This window comes from Rhizobium sp. NLR8a (assembly GCF_019685235.1).
Lineage (GTDB): Bacteria > Pseudomonadota > Alphaproteobacteria > Rhizobiales > Rhizobiaceae > Rhizobium.
This window is the reverse complement of record NZ_JABDWI010000003.1, coordinates 303,751-320,042: the sequence shown is the minus strand read 5'-3', so window position 1 is coordinate 320,042 and position 16,292 is coordinate 303,751. Positions and strand designations below refer to the sequence as shown.

17 protein-coding genes and 1 pseudogene are annotated in these 16,292 nt (G+C 63.5%); 8 read left to right on the top strand and 10 right to left on the bottom strand.

Annotated elements, in window-relative coordinates:
- Positions 1–915, top strand: coding sequence for a dihydrodipicolinate synthase family protein (locus tag HJC04_RS07360; RefSeq protein ID WP_221145668.1), 915 nt, complete (start codon positions 1–3; stop codon positions 913–915).
- Here HJC04_RS07360 and HJC04_RS07355 read toward each other — a convergent pair.
- Positions 900–2,924 (bottom strand): ATP-binding protein, encoded by a 2,025-nt coding sequence (locus HJC04_RS07355; RefSeq protein ID WP_221145491.1) that lies wholly within the window; start codon positions 2,922–2,924, stop codon positions 900–902. The two genes, HJC04_RS07360 and HJC04_RS07355, sit on opposite strands and share 16 nt — an antisense overlap.
- Before the next feature lie 323 nt (positions 2,925–3,247).
- Between HJC04_RS07355 and HJC04_RS07350 the strand changes: the two genes are divergently transcribed.
- Both HJC04_RS07350 and ilvN read left to right on the top strand, forming a co-directional pair.
- Positions 3,248–5,038 carry an acetolactate synthase 3 large subunit gene (locus tag HJC04_RS07350; protein WP_221145489.1) on the top strand — a complete coding sequence of 597 codons (1,791 nt, stop codon included), beginning with the start codon at positions 3,248–3,250 and terminating at the stop codon, positions 5,036–5,038.
- A gap of 80 nt (positions 5,039–5,118) precedes the next feature.
- The gene (gene ilvN, locus HJC04_RS07345; protein ID WP_210630667.1) at positions 5,119–5,691 is read left to right on the top strand and encodes an acetolactate synthase small subunit; all 573 of its coding nucleotides are present in this window, start codon (positions 5,119–5,121) and stop codon (positions 5,689–5,691) included.
- Between the two features lie 195 nt (positions 5,692–5,886).
- Here ilvN and HJC04_RS07340 read toward each other — a convergent pair whose 3' ends face one another.
- Positions 5,887–6,735: an aldo/keto reductase gene (locus HJC04_RS07340; protein WP_210630669.1), complete on the bottom strand. Its 849-nt coding sequence runs from the start codon at positions 6,733–6,735 to the stop codon at positions 5,887–5,889.
- Between the two features lie 79 nt (positions 6,736–6,814).
- Between HJC04_RS07340 and HJC04_RS07335 the strand changes: the two are divergent.
- Positions 6,815–7,397 (top strand): annotated as a pseudogene (locus HJC04_RS07335) (LysE family translocator).
- Here HJC04_RS07335 and HJC04_RS07330 read toward each other — a convergent pair.
- Together HJC04_RS07330 and HJC04_RS07325 are read right to left on the bottom strand one after the other, a co-directional pair.
- Positions 7,389–7,865, bottom strand: coding sequence for a DUF2269 domain-containing protein (locus tag HJC04_RS07330; protein WP_221145487.1), 477 nt, complete (start codon positions 7,863–7,865; stop codon positions 7,389–7,391). The pseudogene HJC04_RS07335 and the gene HJC04_RS07330 overlap by 9 nt on opposite strands.
- The gene (locus HJC04_RS07325) at positions 7,865–9,136 is read right to left on the bottom strand and encodes an SDR family oxidoreductase (protein WP_210630671.1); all 1,272 of its coding nucleotides are present in this window, start codon (positions 9,134–9,136) and stop codon (positions 7,865–7,867) included. The genes HJC04_RS07330 and HJC04_RS07325 overlap by 1 nt, the downstream gene beginning before the upstream one ends.
- Before the next feature lie 208 nt (positions 9,137–9,344).
- On the opposite strand from HJC04_RS07325, the gene nthA reads away from it, so the two are divergent.
- The 3 genes from nthA to HJC04_RS07310 are packed head-to-tail and all read left to right on the top strand — an operon-like array spanning position 9,345 to position 11,006.
- Entirely contained in the window at positions 9,345–9,992 is a 648-nt protein-coding gene (gene nthA, locus HJC04_RS07320; protein WP_210630672.1) for a nitrile hydratase subunit alpha, read from the top strand.
- The gene (gene nthB, locus HJC04_RS07315) at positions 9,989–10,648 is read left to right on the top strand and encodes a nitrile hydratase subunit beta (protein WP_221145486.1); all 660 of its coding nucleotides are present in this window, start codon (positions 9,989–9,991) and stop codon (positions 10,646–10,648) included. Before nthA ends, nthB begins: the two co-directional genes overlap by 4 nt.
- The gene (locus HJC04_RS07310) at positions 10,635–11,006 is read left to right on the top strand and encodes a nitrile hydratase accessory protein (RefSeq protein ID WP_210630674.1); all 372 of its coding nucleotides are present in this window, start codon (positions 10,635–10,637) and stop codon (positions 11,004–11,006) included. Before nthB ends, HJC04_RS07310 begins: the two co-directional genes overlap by 14 nt.
- 3 nt (positions 11,007–11,009) lie before the next feature.
- Here HJC04_RS07310 and HJC04_RS07305 read toward each other — a convergent pair whose 3' ends face one another.
- Genes HJC04_RS07305 through HJC04_RS07295 form a run of 3 tightly spaced genes read right to left on the bottom strand, consistent with a single transcriptional unit; the run spans position 11,010 to position 12,716 of the window.
- Entirely contained in the window at positions 11,010–11,792 is a 783-nt protein-coding gene (locus HJC04_RS07305) for an anti-sigma factor (protein ID WP_210630676.1), read from the bottom strand.
- Positions 11,789–12,304 (bottom strand): RNA polymerase sigma factor, encoded by a 516-nt coding sequence (locus HJC04_RS07300; RefSeq protein WP_210630677.1) that lies wholly within the window; start codon positions 12,302–12,304, stop codon positions 11,789–11,791. Before HJC04_RS07300 ends, HJC04_RS07305 begins: the two co-directional genes overlap by 4 nt.
- Before the next feature lie 31 nt (positions 12,305–12,335).
- The gene (locus tag HJC04_RS07295) at positions 12,336–12,716 is read right to left on the bottom strand and encodes a hypothetical protein (protein WP_221145485.1); all 381 of its coding nucleotides are present in this window, start codon (positions 12,714–12,716) and stop codon (positions 12,336–12,338) included.
- A gap of 236 nt (positions 12,717–12,952) precedes the next feature.
- Here HJC04_RS07295 and HJC04_RS07290 point away from each other — a divergent pair, with 236 nt between their 5' ends.
- A complete protein-coding gene (locus HJC04_RS07290; protein ID WP_210630681.1) occupies positions 12,953–13,441 on the top strand; it encodes an Rrf2 family transcriptional regulator in 489 nt (162 codons plus the stop codon).
- Here the strand turns inward: HJC04_RS07290 and HJC04_RS07285 are convergent, their stop codons facing one another.
- The 3 genes from HJC04_RS07285 to HJC04_RS07275 form a co-directional block, all read right to left on the bottom strand.
- The gene (locus HJC04_RS07285; RefSeq protein WP_221145484.1) at positions 13,442–14,923 is read right to left on the bottom strand and encodes a cyclic nucleotide-binding domain-containing protein; all 1,482 of its coding nucleotides are present in this window, start codon (positions 14,921–14,923) and stop codon (positions 13,442–13,444) included.
- A 95-nt stretch (positions 14,924–15,018) separates the two neighbouring features.
- Complete coding sequence (locus tag HJC04_RS07280) at positions 15,019–15,435, bottom strand: cupin domain-containing protein (RefSeq protein WP_210630685.1); 417 nt, start codon at positions 15,433–15,435, stop codon at positions 15,019–15,021.
- 66 nt (positions 15,436–15,501) lie between these two features.
- Positions 15,502–16,257, bottom strand: coding sequence for an SDR family oxidoreductase (locus HJC04_RS07275; RefSeq protein WP_210630687.1), 756 nt, complete (start codon positions 16,255–16,257; stop codon positions 15,502–15,504).
- Between the last annotated feature and the right edge of the window lie 35 nt (positions 16,258–16,292).

The window sequence follows — 16,292 nt, the reverse complement described above, 5'->3', positions numbered from 1 at the left end:
ATCATGTCTTCTTCACCGTTTCATGGCCTCTCGGCCTTTCCGCCGACGCCTGCCGGTCCGGATGGCCGGGTCGACGCCGAGGCCATCGGCCGCTTGCTGGAACGCCTTTGCGAGGCAGGTGTGGCCTCCATCGGTCTTCTCGGCAGTACCGGAATTTACGTCTATCTCACCCGTGAGGAGCGGCTGCGGGCCGTCAAGGCGGCGGTCGAATGCGTCAAGGGCCGTGTTCCGCTGGTTGTCGGCGCCGGCGCACTGAGGACGGATCATGCCGTCGATCTTGCCAGGGATGCCGAGGCTGCCGGCGCCGATGCGCTTCTGCTTGCGCCTGTGTCGTATACGCCGCTGACCCAGGAAGAGGTCTATCAGCACTTCCTCGCTGTGGCGAAGGCGACCAAGTTGCCGCTTTGCATCTACAACAACCCCGGCACGACACACTTCACGTTCAGCCGCGAGCTTCTGCAGCGCCTCTCCGATATCGAGACGATCAAGGCGGTGAAAATGCCGCTGCCTGTTGACGGCGACTTGCGAGCGGAGCTTGCGACATTACGGAAAAAGACCGATCTCGCGATCGGCTACAGCGGTGACTGGGGTGCGGCGGAGGCGCTGCTTGCAGGTGCAGACGCGTGGTACAGCGTCATCGGCGGGCTGCTCCCGCGCACGGCGCTTGCTTTGACCAAGGCCGCCATGGTTGGCAATGACGGCGAGGCGCGTCGGCTCGATGGTCTTCTGCAGCCGCTCTGGGCGGTGTTCAAGGCGCATGGAAGCATCCGCGTGGTCTATATGCTGGCCGAGCATCTCCATGATGTCCGTACGGAGCTCCCGCGGCCGCTCCTGCCGCTTGGGTCGGCGGATCTCCAACATGTGCTCGATACTGCCCGGCCGTTGATCGCGCTGGAGCATCAATCCTTGTTGTAAAGGCTGCTCAGCGGCTTTTTCAGGATGCTTTCGCGCAGTGACGTGCCGGGTTCCCGGCGGGTGATCGGCGACTGGTCTGTCGGCGGCACCGGCCGGGGAAAGACCGGCTCCTCGCGACGCAGTTCGCGGCGCAGCGCGTCCAGCCGCGGATCGGTCGGGGTCGGCTCGGCCGGGTCCAGCCGCGGCGCCTGCGGCAGCAATTCGCGCCGGTAGGATTCGAGTGGCGCCGAAGCCGGCGGGGGCGGGGGGACGGGTGTTGTGTCGAAAACCTCGGCGGCTTCCAGCGCCTCGTCGAAACCTGGCATGGATGCCGCAACGCTCTGCTGGAAATTCGAAATATCGGGCCCGACGGTCACCGCCCTCATGCGGGTGACGATCTTGCGCAGATCGACGGTGTCGGGATCTTCCTCGCTATGTTTGTTGTTGGCGCTGGCGGCCTTCGGCAGCAGGTTCTCGTCGACACGGGAGAAGCGCATGCGCATCGGCACGCTGATCGCCTCGCCGAAGGCAATCGCCTCGCCATTGCCGATCGAGGAGATGAAGCTTGTCGTCGAGATCGACGAATTCGGGATCGCCGAGCGGATGATTTCCTGGTCGCGGTCATTGGCAAGGCGCATCGCAAACAGCGTCGAGCACTGCGACAGGATGGTCTGGTCGAGCTCGCCCGGCCGCTGGGTGATGATGCCGAGCGAGACGCCGTATTTGCGGCCTTCCTTGGCGATGCGGGCGATCGCCTGGCGCGTCGGCACGAAGCCCAGTGTCGGATCGGAGGGAATGTAGCGGTGGGCTTCCTCGCAGACGACGAGCATGTGGATGGCGCCGTCGCTCCACAGCGCCACTTCGAAAGCCATGCGGCAGAGCACTGACGCAACCGAGTTGACGACCTCGGAGGGGATGCCTGCGAGCTGGAAGGTGCAGATCGGCCTGCTATCGCCCGGGATGCGGAAGATCTGAGCGATGGTATCGGTGATCGTGTCGCTGATCGTGTTGTTGGAGAACATGAAGTGATAGCGCGGATCGTTTATCGCGGCGATGAGTCGCATCTTCAGCGAACGCAGGGAGGGCTTTTCCGCGCGGCCTTCCAGACGGCCGATGCGTTCGTCGATCAGCGCCAGGAGATCGGCCATGCGGTAGGGAACGGGTGTGTCGGCGGTGATCGAACTTTTTTCCGTGGTGCGGCGCACCAGCGAATTGTCGCTGCCGCGGAAGGCGCGCTTGGCCTCCGGCATGATGTCGCGCAGCAGGTCGAGCTCTTCGGGCACCGGCGGGCGGCCGCGGAAGACGACTTCGGCAAACTCTTCGAGCCGCATCAGCCAGAAGGGCAGGTCGAGCGTATCGGTATCGATGGTGACAGCGTGCTGGGGAAAGGCGGCGGCGAATTCATTGTGCGGATCGAGGATCAGCACGCGCAGCTTCGGATCGGCGGCGATCGCCTTGTGCAGCAGCAGCGATACGGCGGTCGATTTGCCGACGCCAGTCGAGCCGACGACGGCGAAATGCTTGGAGAGCATCGAGGGGATGTGGATTGCCGCATCGATGCTTTCGTCCTGGGTCAGTTTGCCGATGACGGCCGTCGTGCCCGTTCCGGCATCATAGATGCGCATCAGGTCGGCGGCGCGGATGCGATGAGCGATGGCGCCGAGATAGGGGTAACGCGAGATGCCGGTCGAGAATTCCTCGCGCCCGTCTTCGTCGACGCGGACTTCGCCGAGAAGCTCCGTCTCGATCTTGAAATAATTGTCCTCGCCTTCGCCCCAGGCATGGCTACCGGTATTCATCGAATAGACGAGAGCGACGACGCGGTTGCGGCCGACGCTGATCGAAATCAGCCGGCCGACGGACCAGAGTTCGGTAAGATCGGTGCCGCCCTGTTCGGCGACCGCGGCAATCGTCGCCCTGGAGCCGCTGCATGCAACGACGCGGCCGAGAAAGCGATTTCCCGGCGCGTGGCCGTCTCGTCGATCGTGCTCGCCTGCCTTGCCAGACATGCGCAAGTCGTTGTTGAGCAAAGGCTACTCCTTACGGTAGCGTTAAAGGATAAAGTCGATCCTTTAACAAATCCTTCATCCTACCGATTTCGGGGTTGCGGAGGCGCGAGGCAGTTTTTGTTGCGGCATGCGTTGACGCTGCGAAATTTTCTGTCTATCACTTCCCGCCATGAAAATCGCAACGGCTCTTATCGTGGTGGGAAGGCGCATGGGCAGGATGGTGTAACCATCCGGCGATAGCCACCCATGCGCTAGATGACAGGTCCTCCGGGGCCTTTTTTTGTGCCCGAAATCGGGCTCCCGGCCACAAACGCAAATCCCAGCATCAAACGGAACAGACACAGATGAGCACGGACAATCAGGCGGCAGGCAATCGGATGACGGGGGCGGAGATCGTTCTCAAGGCGCTGAAGGATAATGGCGTCGAACATATCTTCGGCTATCCCGGCGGCGCGGTTCTGCCGATCTATGACGAGATCTTCCAGCAGGACGAGATCAAGCACATTCTCGTCCGCCACGAGCAGGGTGCCGGCCATGCGGCCGAAGGCTACGCCCGCTCCACCGGCAAGGTCGGCGTCATGCTGGTGACCTCGGGTCCGGGCGCTACCAATGCGGTCACGCCGCTGCAGGATGCACTGATGGATTCGGTCCCGCTCGTCTGCCTGACCGGTCAGGTTCCGACCCCACTGATCGGCTCCGACGCCTTCCAGGAATGCGACACGGTCGGCATCACCCGGCCCTGCACCAAGCACAACTGGCTGGTCAAGGACGTCAATCAGCTCGCCGCCATCATTCATGAGGCCTTCCGCATCGCCCAGTCCGGCCGTCCGGGCCCCGTCGTCGTCGACATTCCGAAAGACGTGCAGTTTGCGACCGGCACCTACACGCCGCCCGCCGATTACGCGATCCAGAAGAGCTACCAGCCGAAGATCCAGGGCGACCTCAACCAGATTCACGCTGCGATCGAGATGATGGCGAATGCGCGCCGTCCGATCATCTATTCCGGCGGCGGCGTCGTCAATTCCGGCCCCGAAGCCTCCAAGCTGCTGCGCGAGCTGGTCGAGCTCACCGATTTCCCGATCACCTCGACGCTGATGGGTCTCGGCGCTTATCCCGCCTCGGGCAAGAACTGGCTGAAGATGCTCGGCATGCACGGCTCCTACGAAGCCAACATGGCGATGCATGATTGCGACGTCATGGTCTGCATCGGCGCCCGCTTCGACGACCGCATCACCGGCCGCCTCAACGCCTTCTCGCCGAACTCGAAGAAGATCCATATCGATATCGATCCGTCCTCGATCAACAAGAACGTCCGCGTCGACATCGGCATCCGCGGCGATGTCGGCCATGTCCTCGAAGACATGGTCCGCCTGTGGCGGGCGCTGCCGAAGAAGCCGGAGAAGAATCGCCTCGAAGGCTGGTGGAGCGATATCGCCCGCTGGCGCGCGCGAAACTCCTTCGCCTATACGAAGAACAGCGACGTCATCATGCCGCAATATGCGCTGGAGCGGCTCTTTGCGCATACCAAGGACCGCGACACCTACATCACGACCGAAGTCGGCCAGCATCAGATGTGGGCAGCACAGTTCTTCGGTTTCGAGCAGCCGAACCGCTGGATGACCTCGGGCGGCCTCGGCACGATGGGCTACGGCTTGCCGGCCGCCCTCGGCGTCCAGATAGCTCATCCCGGCAGCCTCGTCATCGACATTGCCGGCGACGCCTCGATCCAGATGTGCATCCAGGAAATGTCGACGGCGATTCAGTACGATGCGCCGATCAAGATCTTCATCATGAACAACCAGTATATGGGCATGGTGCGCCAGTGGCAGCAGCTGCTGCACGGCAACCGCCTGTCGCATTCCTATACGGAAGCGATGCCCGATTTCGTCAAACTGGCGGAAGCCTATGGCGCGGTCGGCCTGCGCTGCGACAAGCCGGACGAGCTCGACGATGCCATCGTCGAGATGATCGAGGTCAAGAAGCCGGTCATTTTCGATTGCCGCGTCGCCAATCTCGCCAACTGCTTCCCGATGATCCCCTCGGGCAAGGCGCATAACGAGATGCTGCTGCCCGACGAAGCTACCGACGAAGCGGTTGCCAACGCGATCGACGCCAAGGGCCGCCAGCTCGTCTAAGACTTAATAATTGCGCATAATCCTTTCCGAAAATCGTGGCCGATTTTTCGGGGTTATGCGGCGAGAGGAAACCCAGGACCATGAACGCACACCTTCAGCCCACGGGCTCTGCCTATTTCATCTCTCCGGAAACGACCGCGGTCGAGAGCCACACGCTCTCGGTTCTCGTCGACAACGAGCCCGGCGTCCTTGCCCGCGTCATCGGCCTGTTCTCCGGCCGCGGCTACAATATCGAGAGCCTCACCGTCTCCGAGACCGAACACCAGGCACATCTTTCCCGCATCACCATCGTCACCCGCGGGACGCCGCACGTGCTGGAGCAGATCAAGGCGCAGCTCGAGCGCATCGTGCCGGTGCACCGCGTCGTCGATCTCACGGTACGAGCCCGTGAACTCGGCCAGGATCGGCCGATCGAGCGTGAAGTGGCGCTGGTCAAGGTGATCGGCGAGGGCGACATGCGCGCCGAGACACTGCGCCTTGCCGATGCCTTCCATGCCAAGGTGGTGGATGCGACGATCGACCACTTTATCCTGGAGATAACGGGCAAGTCGTCGAAGATCGACCAGTTCATCGCGATCATGAAGCCGCTGGGCCTGATCGAGGTCTGCCGCACCGGCATCGCGGCAATGAACCGCGGCGCGCAGGGGATGTGAGCCTGCTACCGCTGTCAGGTCCGTGCCGATAAGCTGCCCCTCACCCTAACCCTTCCCCGTAAACGGGGCGAGGCGACGTGCCAAATACAACGTCGAGGTGGATGAAGCCGGTGCGGCATATCCCCTTCGCCCCGCAAGCGGGGAGAAGGTGGCGGCAGCCGGATGAGGGGCTCTTAGCTGGGTAGCCGCTGTCGATCACAGCATCTCCAGCGGCTTTTTCCTGGCCGGTGGCGGGAAGGCGGCGTCGAGCGCTTGCCAATCCTCGTCGGTGATATCAAGCGAGATACAGTCGCGGTTTTCGCGAACGCGTTCGGCATTCGAGGTCTTCGGGATGGCGATGACGCCGTCGCGTTTCAGGAGGAAGGCGAGCGCCAGTTGGGCTGGTGTCGCCTGGTAGGCCTTTGCGATGTGAATTAGTTCCGGATGATGGAGGACGTGCCCCTGCTCGATTGGCGAATAGGCCATAACGGGGATGCCGCGGCTCCGGCACCAGGGCAAAAGGTCGAACTCGACGCCGCGGCGGGTGAGGTTGTACAGCACCTGGTTAGCGGCGACATTGGCGCCGTCGGGCACGCCAAGCAGTTCCTCCATGTCGTCGGTATCAAAGTTGGAGACGCCCCAGGCGCCGATCTTGCCGGAGGCCTTCAGCATCTCGAAGGCGGCGACGGTCTCGGCAAGCGGATAGTTGCCGCGCCAGTGCAGGAGATAGAGATCGATGCGGTCGGTGCCGAGGCGTTCGAGACTGTGTTCGCAGGCTTCGATCGTGCCTTTCAGGCTGGCGTTCCAGGGATAGACCTTGCTGACGATGAAGACCTCGTCGCGCCGTCCCTTGATCGCCTCGCCAACGATCTCTTCGGCGCCGCCGTCGCCATACATTTCGGCGGTGTCGATCAGCGTCATGCCGAGATCGATGCCGGCTCTGAGGCTCTCGATCTCGGCGCTCGCATGGCCGGCATCCTCGCCCATGGCCCAGGTTCCCTGGCCGAGCGCCGGCACTTCCGTGCCGTTCGGGAATGTGATCGATGGGATAGGGTCGTCCTGCATGGTCTTGATCCTGGGGAAGAGATTGGGCTGCGCCGCTATCTTTCAAGTAATCCTGTCACCATGACAATGATGCGATGGCATCGGCGATGCCCTCGTTCTCTTCGCCTTCACCACTTCGATCACGCCGGGGCCGAACAATATGATGCTCTTCGCCTCGGGCGTGAATTTTCGGCCTCCGCCGAACGATCCCGCATATGTTCGGCATTGGCGCCGGTTTCTTCTCGCTGCTGATCGGCGTTGGTTTCGGGATCGGGGCGCTGCTGCACACGATGCCCGTGGTCTATACGGCGCTGAAGTTCGCCGGCGGCGCCTATCTCGTCTGGATTGCCTGGAAGATCGCCTCGTCGCGCTCGCTCAGCGAGGGTAAGAGTTGCGCTGCGCCAATGTCCTTTGTCCCGGCGGCAGCCTTCCAATTGGTCAATCCGAAAGCCTGGGTGATGGCGGTGACCGCGATGGCGACCTATACCAATCCCGAGCTCTACCTCTTGAGCGTGCTGATCGTCGGCCTGGCTTTCGCGGTGGTCAACGTGCCGAGTGTCTCGACCTGGGCAGGTTTCGGTTCGGCGCTCCGGGAATGGCTGTCCGATCCGGTGCGGCTGAAATGGTTCAATGTCAGCATGGCGGTGCTTCTGGTGACGAGCCTCTGGCCGATGCTAAAATAGAGCGATCGAGGGTTTCGTCAGCATCAGCCAGAATATGCCGAGGACGGCCGTGAAGGCCGGAAAGCCGAAGGCGAACCAGATGCGGTAGAGGCTGTCATAGCTCGGCGGCAGAGCGCTTCCCGAGCTTGCCGCGGCGCGGGCGAGGTCGCGCAGTTGGATCTGAATCCAGACGACCGGCAGCCAGAACAGGCCGGTCACGACATAAAGCAGCAGCGACAGCGCAATCCAGCCCTCCGACAGGTCCCAGCCGATCGACCGCGCCAGGAGATAGCCGCTCACCGGCTGGAGAAGGGCAGCGGTCGCCGTGAAGACGGTGTCGGCGATGACGACGGTTGCCGCGACATGGGCGATCAGCACGGGATCGCGCGTGCGGTGCGCCATCACCATGAAAAAGGCGATGCCGGCGCCGGTGCCGAAGAGCACGGTCGCGCCGATGACATGGGCAAGCAGTAGCCATTGCTCGAGCATCAGCGTTCATCCAGGGTGGCAAGCGCCGTGAGCGTCAGCAGGATGGACGGCAGCACCTTGACGAGCGGGCCGAGCGGATCGAGCCAGAGGGCGGGTTCGAGAAGTGTGCCGCCTGTGAGATAGGCCAGTGAGACGGCGAGCATGCCGAGGAGGGCGCGTCCGGCGAGCGGGCGGACAAGGACGGCGGCGCCGAGCGCGATATCGATGAGGCAAGTGACAAGCGTCAGCACCGTCGCCGCCGCTTCGGGCATGAAGGGCAGGAAATGCGCGGAGGCCTTCTGCACCGCCAGCAGCGGAATCAGGCCGGAGAGCAGCCAGAAGACCGACAGGCCTGCTATGACCAGCGGCTTCAGGAGATAGAGCCTGGCGAACCAGAGATCCTGCACGCCGGAGGGATTGGCCGAAAGCGTTGCCACGGCTGATGTCGCGGCAAGGCCGCTCTCCGCCTTCGCGCTTTTGATGCCTTCGGACATGACTGTCGTCGCTGTCGAGCGCAGCGGCGAACGCCAGCCGAGCAGGCCCGCGGCATCGGCGAGCCAGGTCACGGGCCGCGCAAGCCAGGCGCCAAGGGAAATCACGCGGGCGGGCGGCAGGCCCAGCCATTGCCGGTGAAGGCGCACGAGATCGGCGAGCGTCAGCACCTCGTCGGCGGCAAGAACGATATCCCCGCGCAGATCGCCTGCGACCGCCCGCGACACGGCCTCCGCCACGTCATCCACGGAAAGCGTTTCGACCGGGCTTTGCGCATGGGTGAGCGGCAGCGCCAGGGGAAAGGCGGCAAGCGCCCGGATGAGCGACGAGCCGCCATGGGCGTTGCGGCCGAGAACGAGGGCAGGGCGCAGGATGAGGTGAGGAAGGCCGCTTGCCGCCAGCGCCTCGTCGGCCTGCCGCTTGGTGGCGAGGAAAGGCAGTTCGCCGGCCGCGCCGGCCGTCCTTGCCGATATCTGCACGATCAGAGGATGGGAGCCTTTCGCGGCGGCATAAAGCGCCAGCATCGCCTCTGCCTGAGTGGCCGCCAGATCGTCCGATAGGCCGTCCTGCAGCGCGCCGGCGCAATTGACGACGACATGCTGGTCCTTAAGAATATCCTCCCAATCCTCAGCCTTCGTCATGCGCGAGAGATCAGCCCGCCGCCAGTTTATCGCCGGCTGCTTCAAGCGCGCTCGTGCGGGATTGCGGCCGAGCCCGGTCACGGCATCCCCATCAGCCGCAAGCCGGGCCGCGACGACGGAGCCTATGAAGCCGGTTGCGCCGAGAATCAGGATGTTCATGGCAGGAGATTAGCGGAAAAGTTCGAGGGGGATAGGAGGGCTTGGCGGGGTTTTGGGGTGTGATAGAAAGAGAAGAGATGTTTATGCGAGAATGCTTTGAGGAAGGGCCGGGCCTTGCCGCGAGTCCCCTTCTCCCCGCTGGGTGGAAGGGGTGTCCGGGCTACCGCGGAGATAAGAAACGGACGCTCCGTTCTGGGAGGACATTGCCTTGCACGACCATGACCACGACGATCTCCATCGTCATGCCCATGGGCATGACGGAGACAATCACTATTCCGACATGCAGGCGCGCGTCAAAGCGCTGGAGACGCTGCTGACGGAGAAGGGGTTGATCGATCCGGCGGCGATCGATGCGATTGTCGAGACTTATGAGACGAAGGTGGGGCCGCGAAATGGTGCGCGTGTCGTCGCCAAGGCCTGGAGCGATCCGGAATTCGCGGACTGGCTGAAGCGCGATGCGACGGCGGCGATTGCGAGCCTTGGGTTTACCGGCCGGCAGGGCGAGCATATGCGCGCCGTCTTCAATACGCCCGACACCCATAACCTCATCGTCTGCACGCTCTGCTCCTGTTATCCCTGGTCGGTGCTCGGCCTGCCGCCGGTCTGGTACAAGGCGCCGGCCTATCGCTCGCGCGCCGTCATCGATCCGCGCGGCGTGCTGGCCGAGTTCGGGCTGACGCTGCCTGAGGGGAAAAAGATCCGCGTCTGGGATTCGACGGCGGAGCTGCGTTATCTCGTCATCCCCGAGCGACCCAAAGGTACGGAGGGCATGGACGAGGCCGCGTTGGCTGGTCTCGTCAGCCGCGATGCGATGATCGGGACGGCTGTTGCAGGCAGCCCGGAGGCTCTGTCATGAACGGACCGCACGATCTCGGCGGGCAGATGGGTTTCGGGCCGGTCGCGCCTGAAAAGGACGAGCCTTATTTCCATATGGAATGGGAAAAGCGGGCGCTCGGCATCACGCTTTCCTGCGGCGCTTTCGGGGCCTGGACGATCGATGAAAGCCGGCATGCGCGCGAAAACATTCCGCCGGCCGATTATCTCGCGGCGAGCTATTACGAGATCTGGATACGAGGCGTCGAGACCCTGCTCGAACGGCACGGTTTTGTGACGCGCGAGGAGCTGTTGTCCGGGCATCGGCTGCAGGATGGGGCGGCGCCCAAACGGGTGCTGAAGGCAGAGATGGTGCCGGCAGTTCTCGCGAAAGGCGGGCCATGCGATCGTCCTGTCGAGGCCGCGCCGATCTTTGCGGTCGGCGAGACGGTGCGGACGAGGAGTTTCAATCCGGCGACCCATACGCGCCTGCCGCGTTATGCCAGGGCCAAGACCGGTATCGTCGAAGCGGTGCAGGGTTCCTTCGTCTTTCCCGACGACAATGCGCATGGCAGGGGCGAGAACCCGCAATGGCTTTATACCGTCGTCTTCGACGGCACTGAGGTCTGGGGCGAGGGCGCCGACCCGTCGCTCACGGTCTCGATCGATGCGTGGGAGAGCTATCTTGAGCGCGTGTGAAAACCCCTCTCAGCTCTCGCAATCTCCGGGCCTGCCGAAGTCGCCGGAGGGTGATCCCGTCTTCCCCGAACCCTGGGCGGCCGAAGCTTTCGCCATGACCGTGCATCTGCATGAGAAGGGGCTGTTTTCCTGGAGCGAGTGGGCGGCGGCTCTCTCAAACGAATTGCATCAGCCCGGCCGGGCCGAGGACGGCAGCGACTATTTCGACTGCTGGGTGGCGGCGCTTTCGGGCATGCTGGTCAGTCGTGGCGTGGTGGATGCCTCCGCCATCCTTGATCTGCAAAAGAGCTGGCAGCGGGCGGCGGAAGCGACGCCGCATGGCAAGCCGATCGAGCTTGGCAACGATCCGCTGCGCTGAGCGTCACGACGGAAACTGCCGGTAGCACTCCTCGGCCACCGCGCGCAGCGCTTCGCGCGAGATTTCGCCGGTGACCGCATAGCCGAGCTCTCCGTCGATCCAGTAAAAGGTTTCGAGATTACCTGACGAGGCGAAGCGGAAGCTGGTCGTGCGGTTTTCCCGATGGCGCCCGACCATGACGGTCAGGCGCTCGCCGGCCTGGTTCTCGTACATGAACATCGCCCCCGGCTTGCCGTCGACCGGCAGCAGGCGGCCGCCGACCAGCTTGAAGCCGAGCGGCTGCAGGTTCGGGATCTTGAGGTTTTCGATCGCCAGGCGCTTGCCGAGCCAGGTGGCGAGATGAGCCTCCTCGTCGGCGAAGACCTCGACGGGATGGCGGACCTCGGCGGCATAGACGGTAAAGGCGGTCTCGGCCTGTTTCGGAAAGGTTTCGGAGCCGGTAAGCTGCAGATCCGGCTTTTCCAGAAGGCCCGGGCCGTAATGGCCGCTGACGGCGCCGAGGACGAAGACGACGAGGGTTGCGGCGGCGAGTGCCCAGCGATTTCGCGTGGGCGAGACTGCGCGCGGGAGCGCGACCAGCAGAGGATCGGTCTTCCTGGCCTTCTCGTAGCCTGAAAACAGCGAGCGGATGCCGGCATTCTGCGCCTGCCATTCGGCGACCATCGCCGCTTCGTCCGAATTGTCGGCGAGGTAGGCTTCGATGCGCGCGCGGGCCATTTCAGGCAGTTGCCCGTCGGCATAGGCGTGGAGATCGGCTTCGGTGACGATCGGGTTGGTCTCGTTCATTTCGGCCTCCGAAGCGTAATGACGTTGTCGGCCTTCAGGTGCTCGGCGACGCGCCGGCGGGCGCGCGACAGGCGCGACATGACGGTGCCGATCGGGATATCGAGGGCGGCGGCGATCTCGCTGTAGCTATATCCCTCGATGACGACGAGCATCAGCACGGCGCGGTGCTCCTCCGAAAGGCTGTTCAGCGCATCGTTGAGCCGGGCGCGCTCCAGCGGATCGGCCGGCGGTTCGGGCGCTGCCATATCCTCCGCGGCATCAAGCTCGACCATGCCGGCGCGTGCCTTGCCGCGCCGGCCGTTGCGGTAGAGATTGGTCATGATGGTCAGGACCCAGCCGCGCAGATTGAGGCCGCGCCATTGGCCGCGGCGCGTCAGAATCTTCTCGACGCAATCCTGAAGCAGGTCCTCGCCATCGGCATCCGAGCGCGTCAGGCTGCGCGAATAGCGCCTGAGCGAGGGGAGGAGGGCCAGGATCTGGCCCTCGAATGTTTCGGGTGCGGGTGTCTTCACGCCGGTTCTCTTGTGATCAGGGCCTCTACGATCAAGGTTTGGCGAGATCCCAGTTGCCGCCGACGCCGTCGCCGGTGATGTCGCCGGCCTTCTTGTCCTTGACCCAGTAATAGAGCGGCATCCCGTCCTTGGCCCATTGCTTTGTGCCGTCCTTGCGTTCGATGATCGAATATGGACCATCGGCCTTGGCATCGGAAGCCGCCATCAGCGGAGGCCAGTTCTTGGCGCAATCGTCGTAGCAGTTGGAAACGCCCTTGGCGTCCTTCTTGAAGGTGTAGAGGGTCATGCCGTTTTCGCCGGCAAGCACCTTGCCCTTGGTGGATTCGACTTCCTTGACAGGAGGGGCGGCGAAAGCAGCACTCGCGGCAAGGGCGGCTGCCGCCGCGACGGACAGGAATTTCACGGATGTCATGATGTCTCTCCTCAGGTTGGGCTCGCAATGCTGCGATACCTGAGATGAGACACGGGACGACGCAAATTTATTCCCGGCTGAGCGAAAGTTTTTCGCGGAAAATGGCGGTTGCGGGACGATCTGCTCGGCGAAGGTGGATGTCTTCACTATCATCGCCGGTCATTTACATCATGTCCTCTTGCGGATATTCTATGTCCTTAATTTGGTTCGCGGAACCAGCCATTGCGAGTTGCTGAATGATCCTGAAAAGCCAGGTCGAGTGGGCGCTGCATTGCTGCGCCATTCTCGCGGGCCTGCCCGAGGGCAGGTATCTCTCCACCAAGGCGCTCGCCGAGCTTCATGGTCTGCCGAAGGAATATCTCTCCAAGGCGCTGCAAAGCCTTTCGCAAGCCTCGCTCGTCAATACCACGCTTGGCCCGAGCGGCGGCTACAGGCTTGCGAGATCCCCGTCCGAGATCAATTTCCTCGACATCGTCGAAGCGGTCGAGGGAAAGGCGCGCAGCTTCACCTGCACGAATATCCGGGAGAACAATCCGTGCCGGCCCGCCGGCTACTGCGACAGCAAGCCTTGCGCGGTCGCGCGCATCATGTGGGAAGCCGACGAGGCCTGGCGAAATACGCTGAGAGCCGTCCGGCTTTCCGATCTCGTCGGCACCTTATCCGAGGAGGTGCCGGCGGACATCTGGCAGAATACGTTTCAATGGGTCCTCCAGCGCGCCGGCTGATCATGCCCTGAAAATGGTTCTGATGGTGTTCAGGATGGCATGCGCGTTGCGGACCTGTTCCGGAGGCAGGGCGGCGCCGTCGCGGAAGCGTTCGGCGCGGCCGGCGAGGGCTTCGGCGATCTCTTCGGCCAAAGCGGGGCGTTCGGTGAGCAGCGGCGCGAAGGCCTCTTGGTCGATTTCATAGACCGTCACCGGGGTCAGGGCCTCCAAGGCGCAGATCTCCTGCATGCCGGCGAGCAGGCCGGTCTCGCCGAAGAAATCGCCCGGCGCAAACCGCCCGCGCTCTTCGCCTTCGCGCCGCGCCACGATGATGCCGGCGCGCACCATCATCAGCGCGGGCAGCATCTCGCCCTCCCGCACGATCACATCGCCCCTGCGGAACTGCCGGACAGCGGTGGTTTCGGCGAGTTTCTGCTTTTCATTTGATGTCAGCGTCGCAAAGACCGGAATGGCTTCGATCAGCGCAAGCGGTGTGACGCTCGGCGGCTTGGCGTTTTCTTCCGTGGGCAGGTCGGCCGCGAGGACATTGGCCGCGGGTGGGACGGCGAGAAGCAGGCCGGCGGATTTGCAATAGCGATAGACGAGATCGAGCACCTCGTTTCGCGCCGGCACGCGCTGGCTGGGGCTCGTCACCCGGAACTGCAGCTCGACTTCGAGCGCGGTGGCATCCAGCCCCTTCAACGCGACGACCGGCGGCGGCTCGCGCACGATCGTATTGCAGCTCGTGAGCGCGGAGAGCATGACCTGGCGGACCGATGCCGGCATCCGTGTCGGGGCGATGCGGATGGTGAGGATCAGGAGATGGGTCTCGTCCGGCCGACTCACATTGGTCAGGCCGAGTTTCGCGAGAAAGCTGTTCGGCAGGACGACGACATTGTTTGCGCCGGTCAGAATGTGCGTCGCGCGCCAGTTGCTTTCGGCGACGCGCCCTTCCGTGCCGTCGCTCAAAAGGATCCAGTCGCCGATGACATAGGGCCGTCCGAGCGTGAGCGCGATGCCGGAAAAGACGTCGGCGAGCGTGTTCTGGAGCGCCAGACCGAGAATGATGGCGACCACGCCCGACGTCGCGACGAGGGTGCCGATCGGCACGCCGAAGACGAAGGCGAGGATCGAGAGCGCCATGCCGATATAGACGACGCCGATGACGAGATCCTGAAGCAGCCGGGCCTCCCGCGGACTGCCCTCCAGCACCAGATAAAGCCTGATGAAACCGATGACGGCCCATGCCAGGTGGACCCACCAGAGCGATTTGGCGACGATGACGAGCAGGGCCTGCGGGTCTTCGGACTGATATCCCTGGAAACGGTGTGGTTCGATGCCGCTGCCGACGAGGATCAGCGTCATCACCGCAAAAAAGAGGATCTGCACCACCAGCCGCGTCGTCGGCCGCTGGCTGGAGAGGAAGTACCAGACGAAGATACCGGCAAAGCCGACCACGATCAGGGATATCAGCGGCTTGCCGAAGAGCGCGTCGTAGATCATCTCTGTCTGTCTCCGGAAGGGGCGGCGGCACCTGATTCAGCATGTCGGCCGCCCGCGCAAGCGCGGGATTTGCGCGGATAGCCAATGGCGGGTCGTCAGTTCTGCAGCGGGAAGGTCAATTCCTTCTGGTTGGTGTCGACGACGAAGACGGCGAGCAGGCGGGCGGGCTCGGTCTCGCTGCCGTTGGCGCTGACGCCATGGCGGTCGCCCGGCATTTCGGAAAAGCTCTCCCCGGCCTGATAGACCTTGGCCGGGCCGTCATTGACCTGGCTGCGGATCGATCCTTCGAGCACGGTGGCGTAGATGAAGGCCGAATCCGGGTGGGTATGGCCTTCGGAAAAGCCGCCCGGGCCGTATTCGACCAGCACGCCCTTGATGCTCTTGCCCGGCACGTTCGGCAGTTCGTGCTCATAGACGAGCGTCACCTTCGCGGATTTGCTGCTGTCGTGGGCGGCGGCACCGGTCGCGGCGAGAAAGGCGAGCGCGGCGGCGATGATTGATGCTCTGATCATGGGAATCTCCTTTGTTGCTGAGGTGGAGAGGACGCGTCCGAGCGGCCGCGTCCTGAGGCAGGCCAATCACTTCGACCGGGCCGATTTGGCGAACCACTCTTCGAAGGTGATCGTGCCGAGCCGCGGATTATCATCGGAGACGAGCGACTGATCGTTCAGCCTTGCGCCGAAATATCGCGCCTCTGCATCGGCCTCGACGGTCCTCGGGTCTTTCACCGCCGTCAGGTAGCGGGCGACGAGCTCGCTGAGGCGGGCGCGCTCGGGACCTGCGATCTCGACCGTCGCATTGGCCGGGGCTGAAAGCGCCACATCGGTCATGGCGTCGGCAACATCATCGGACGCGATCGGCTGCACATAGGCGGGCGACAGCCGAACCGTCTGGCCGACCGTGCCGGATTGGGCGATGCCGTTCAGGAATTCCATGAACTGCGTCGAATGCACAATGGTATAGGGAATGCCCGAGGACTCGATCAGCTTTTCCTGGGCGAGCTTGCCGCGGAAATAGCCGCTTTCCTGCAGGCGCTCGGTGCCCACGACCGAAAGGGCGATATGGTGCTTGACGCCTGCGGCCTTTTCGGCGGCGAGAAGATTGCGTCCCGAGGTCTCAAAGAATTCGAGCACGGCCTGGTCCTCGAAGGAGGGTGAATTTGCAAGGTCGAGCACGACCTGGGCGCCCGCAAGCGCTTCCGCCAGCCCTTCTCCGGAGATCGTGTTGACGCCTGAGTTCGGCGAGGCGGCAATCACCTCATGCCCGCGTTTGCGCAGGCGCTCGACAGTCTTCGAACCGATGAGGCCGGTCCCGCCGATGACGACGATTTTCATAAGGGATCTCCTTTCGCTGCCGCGGCGCGGCAGCG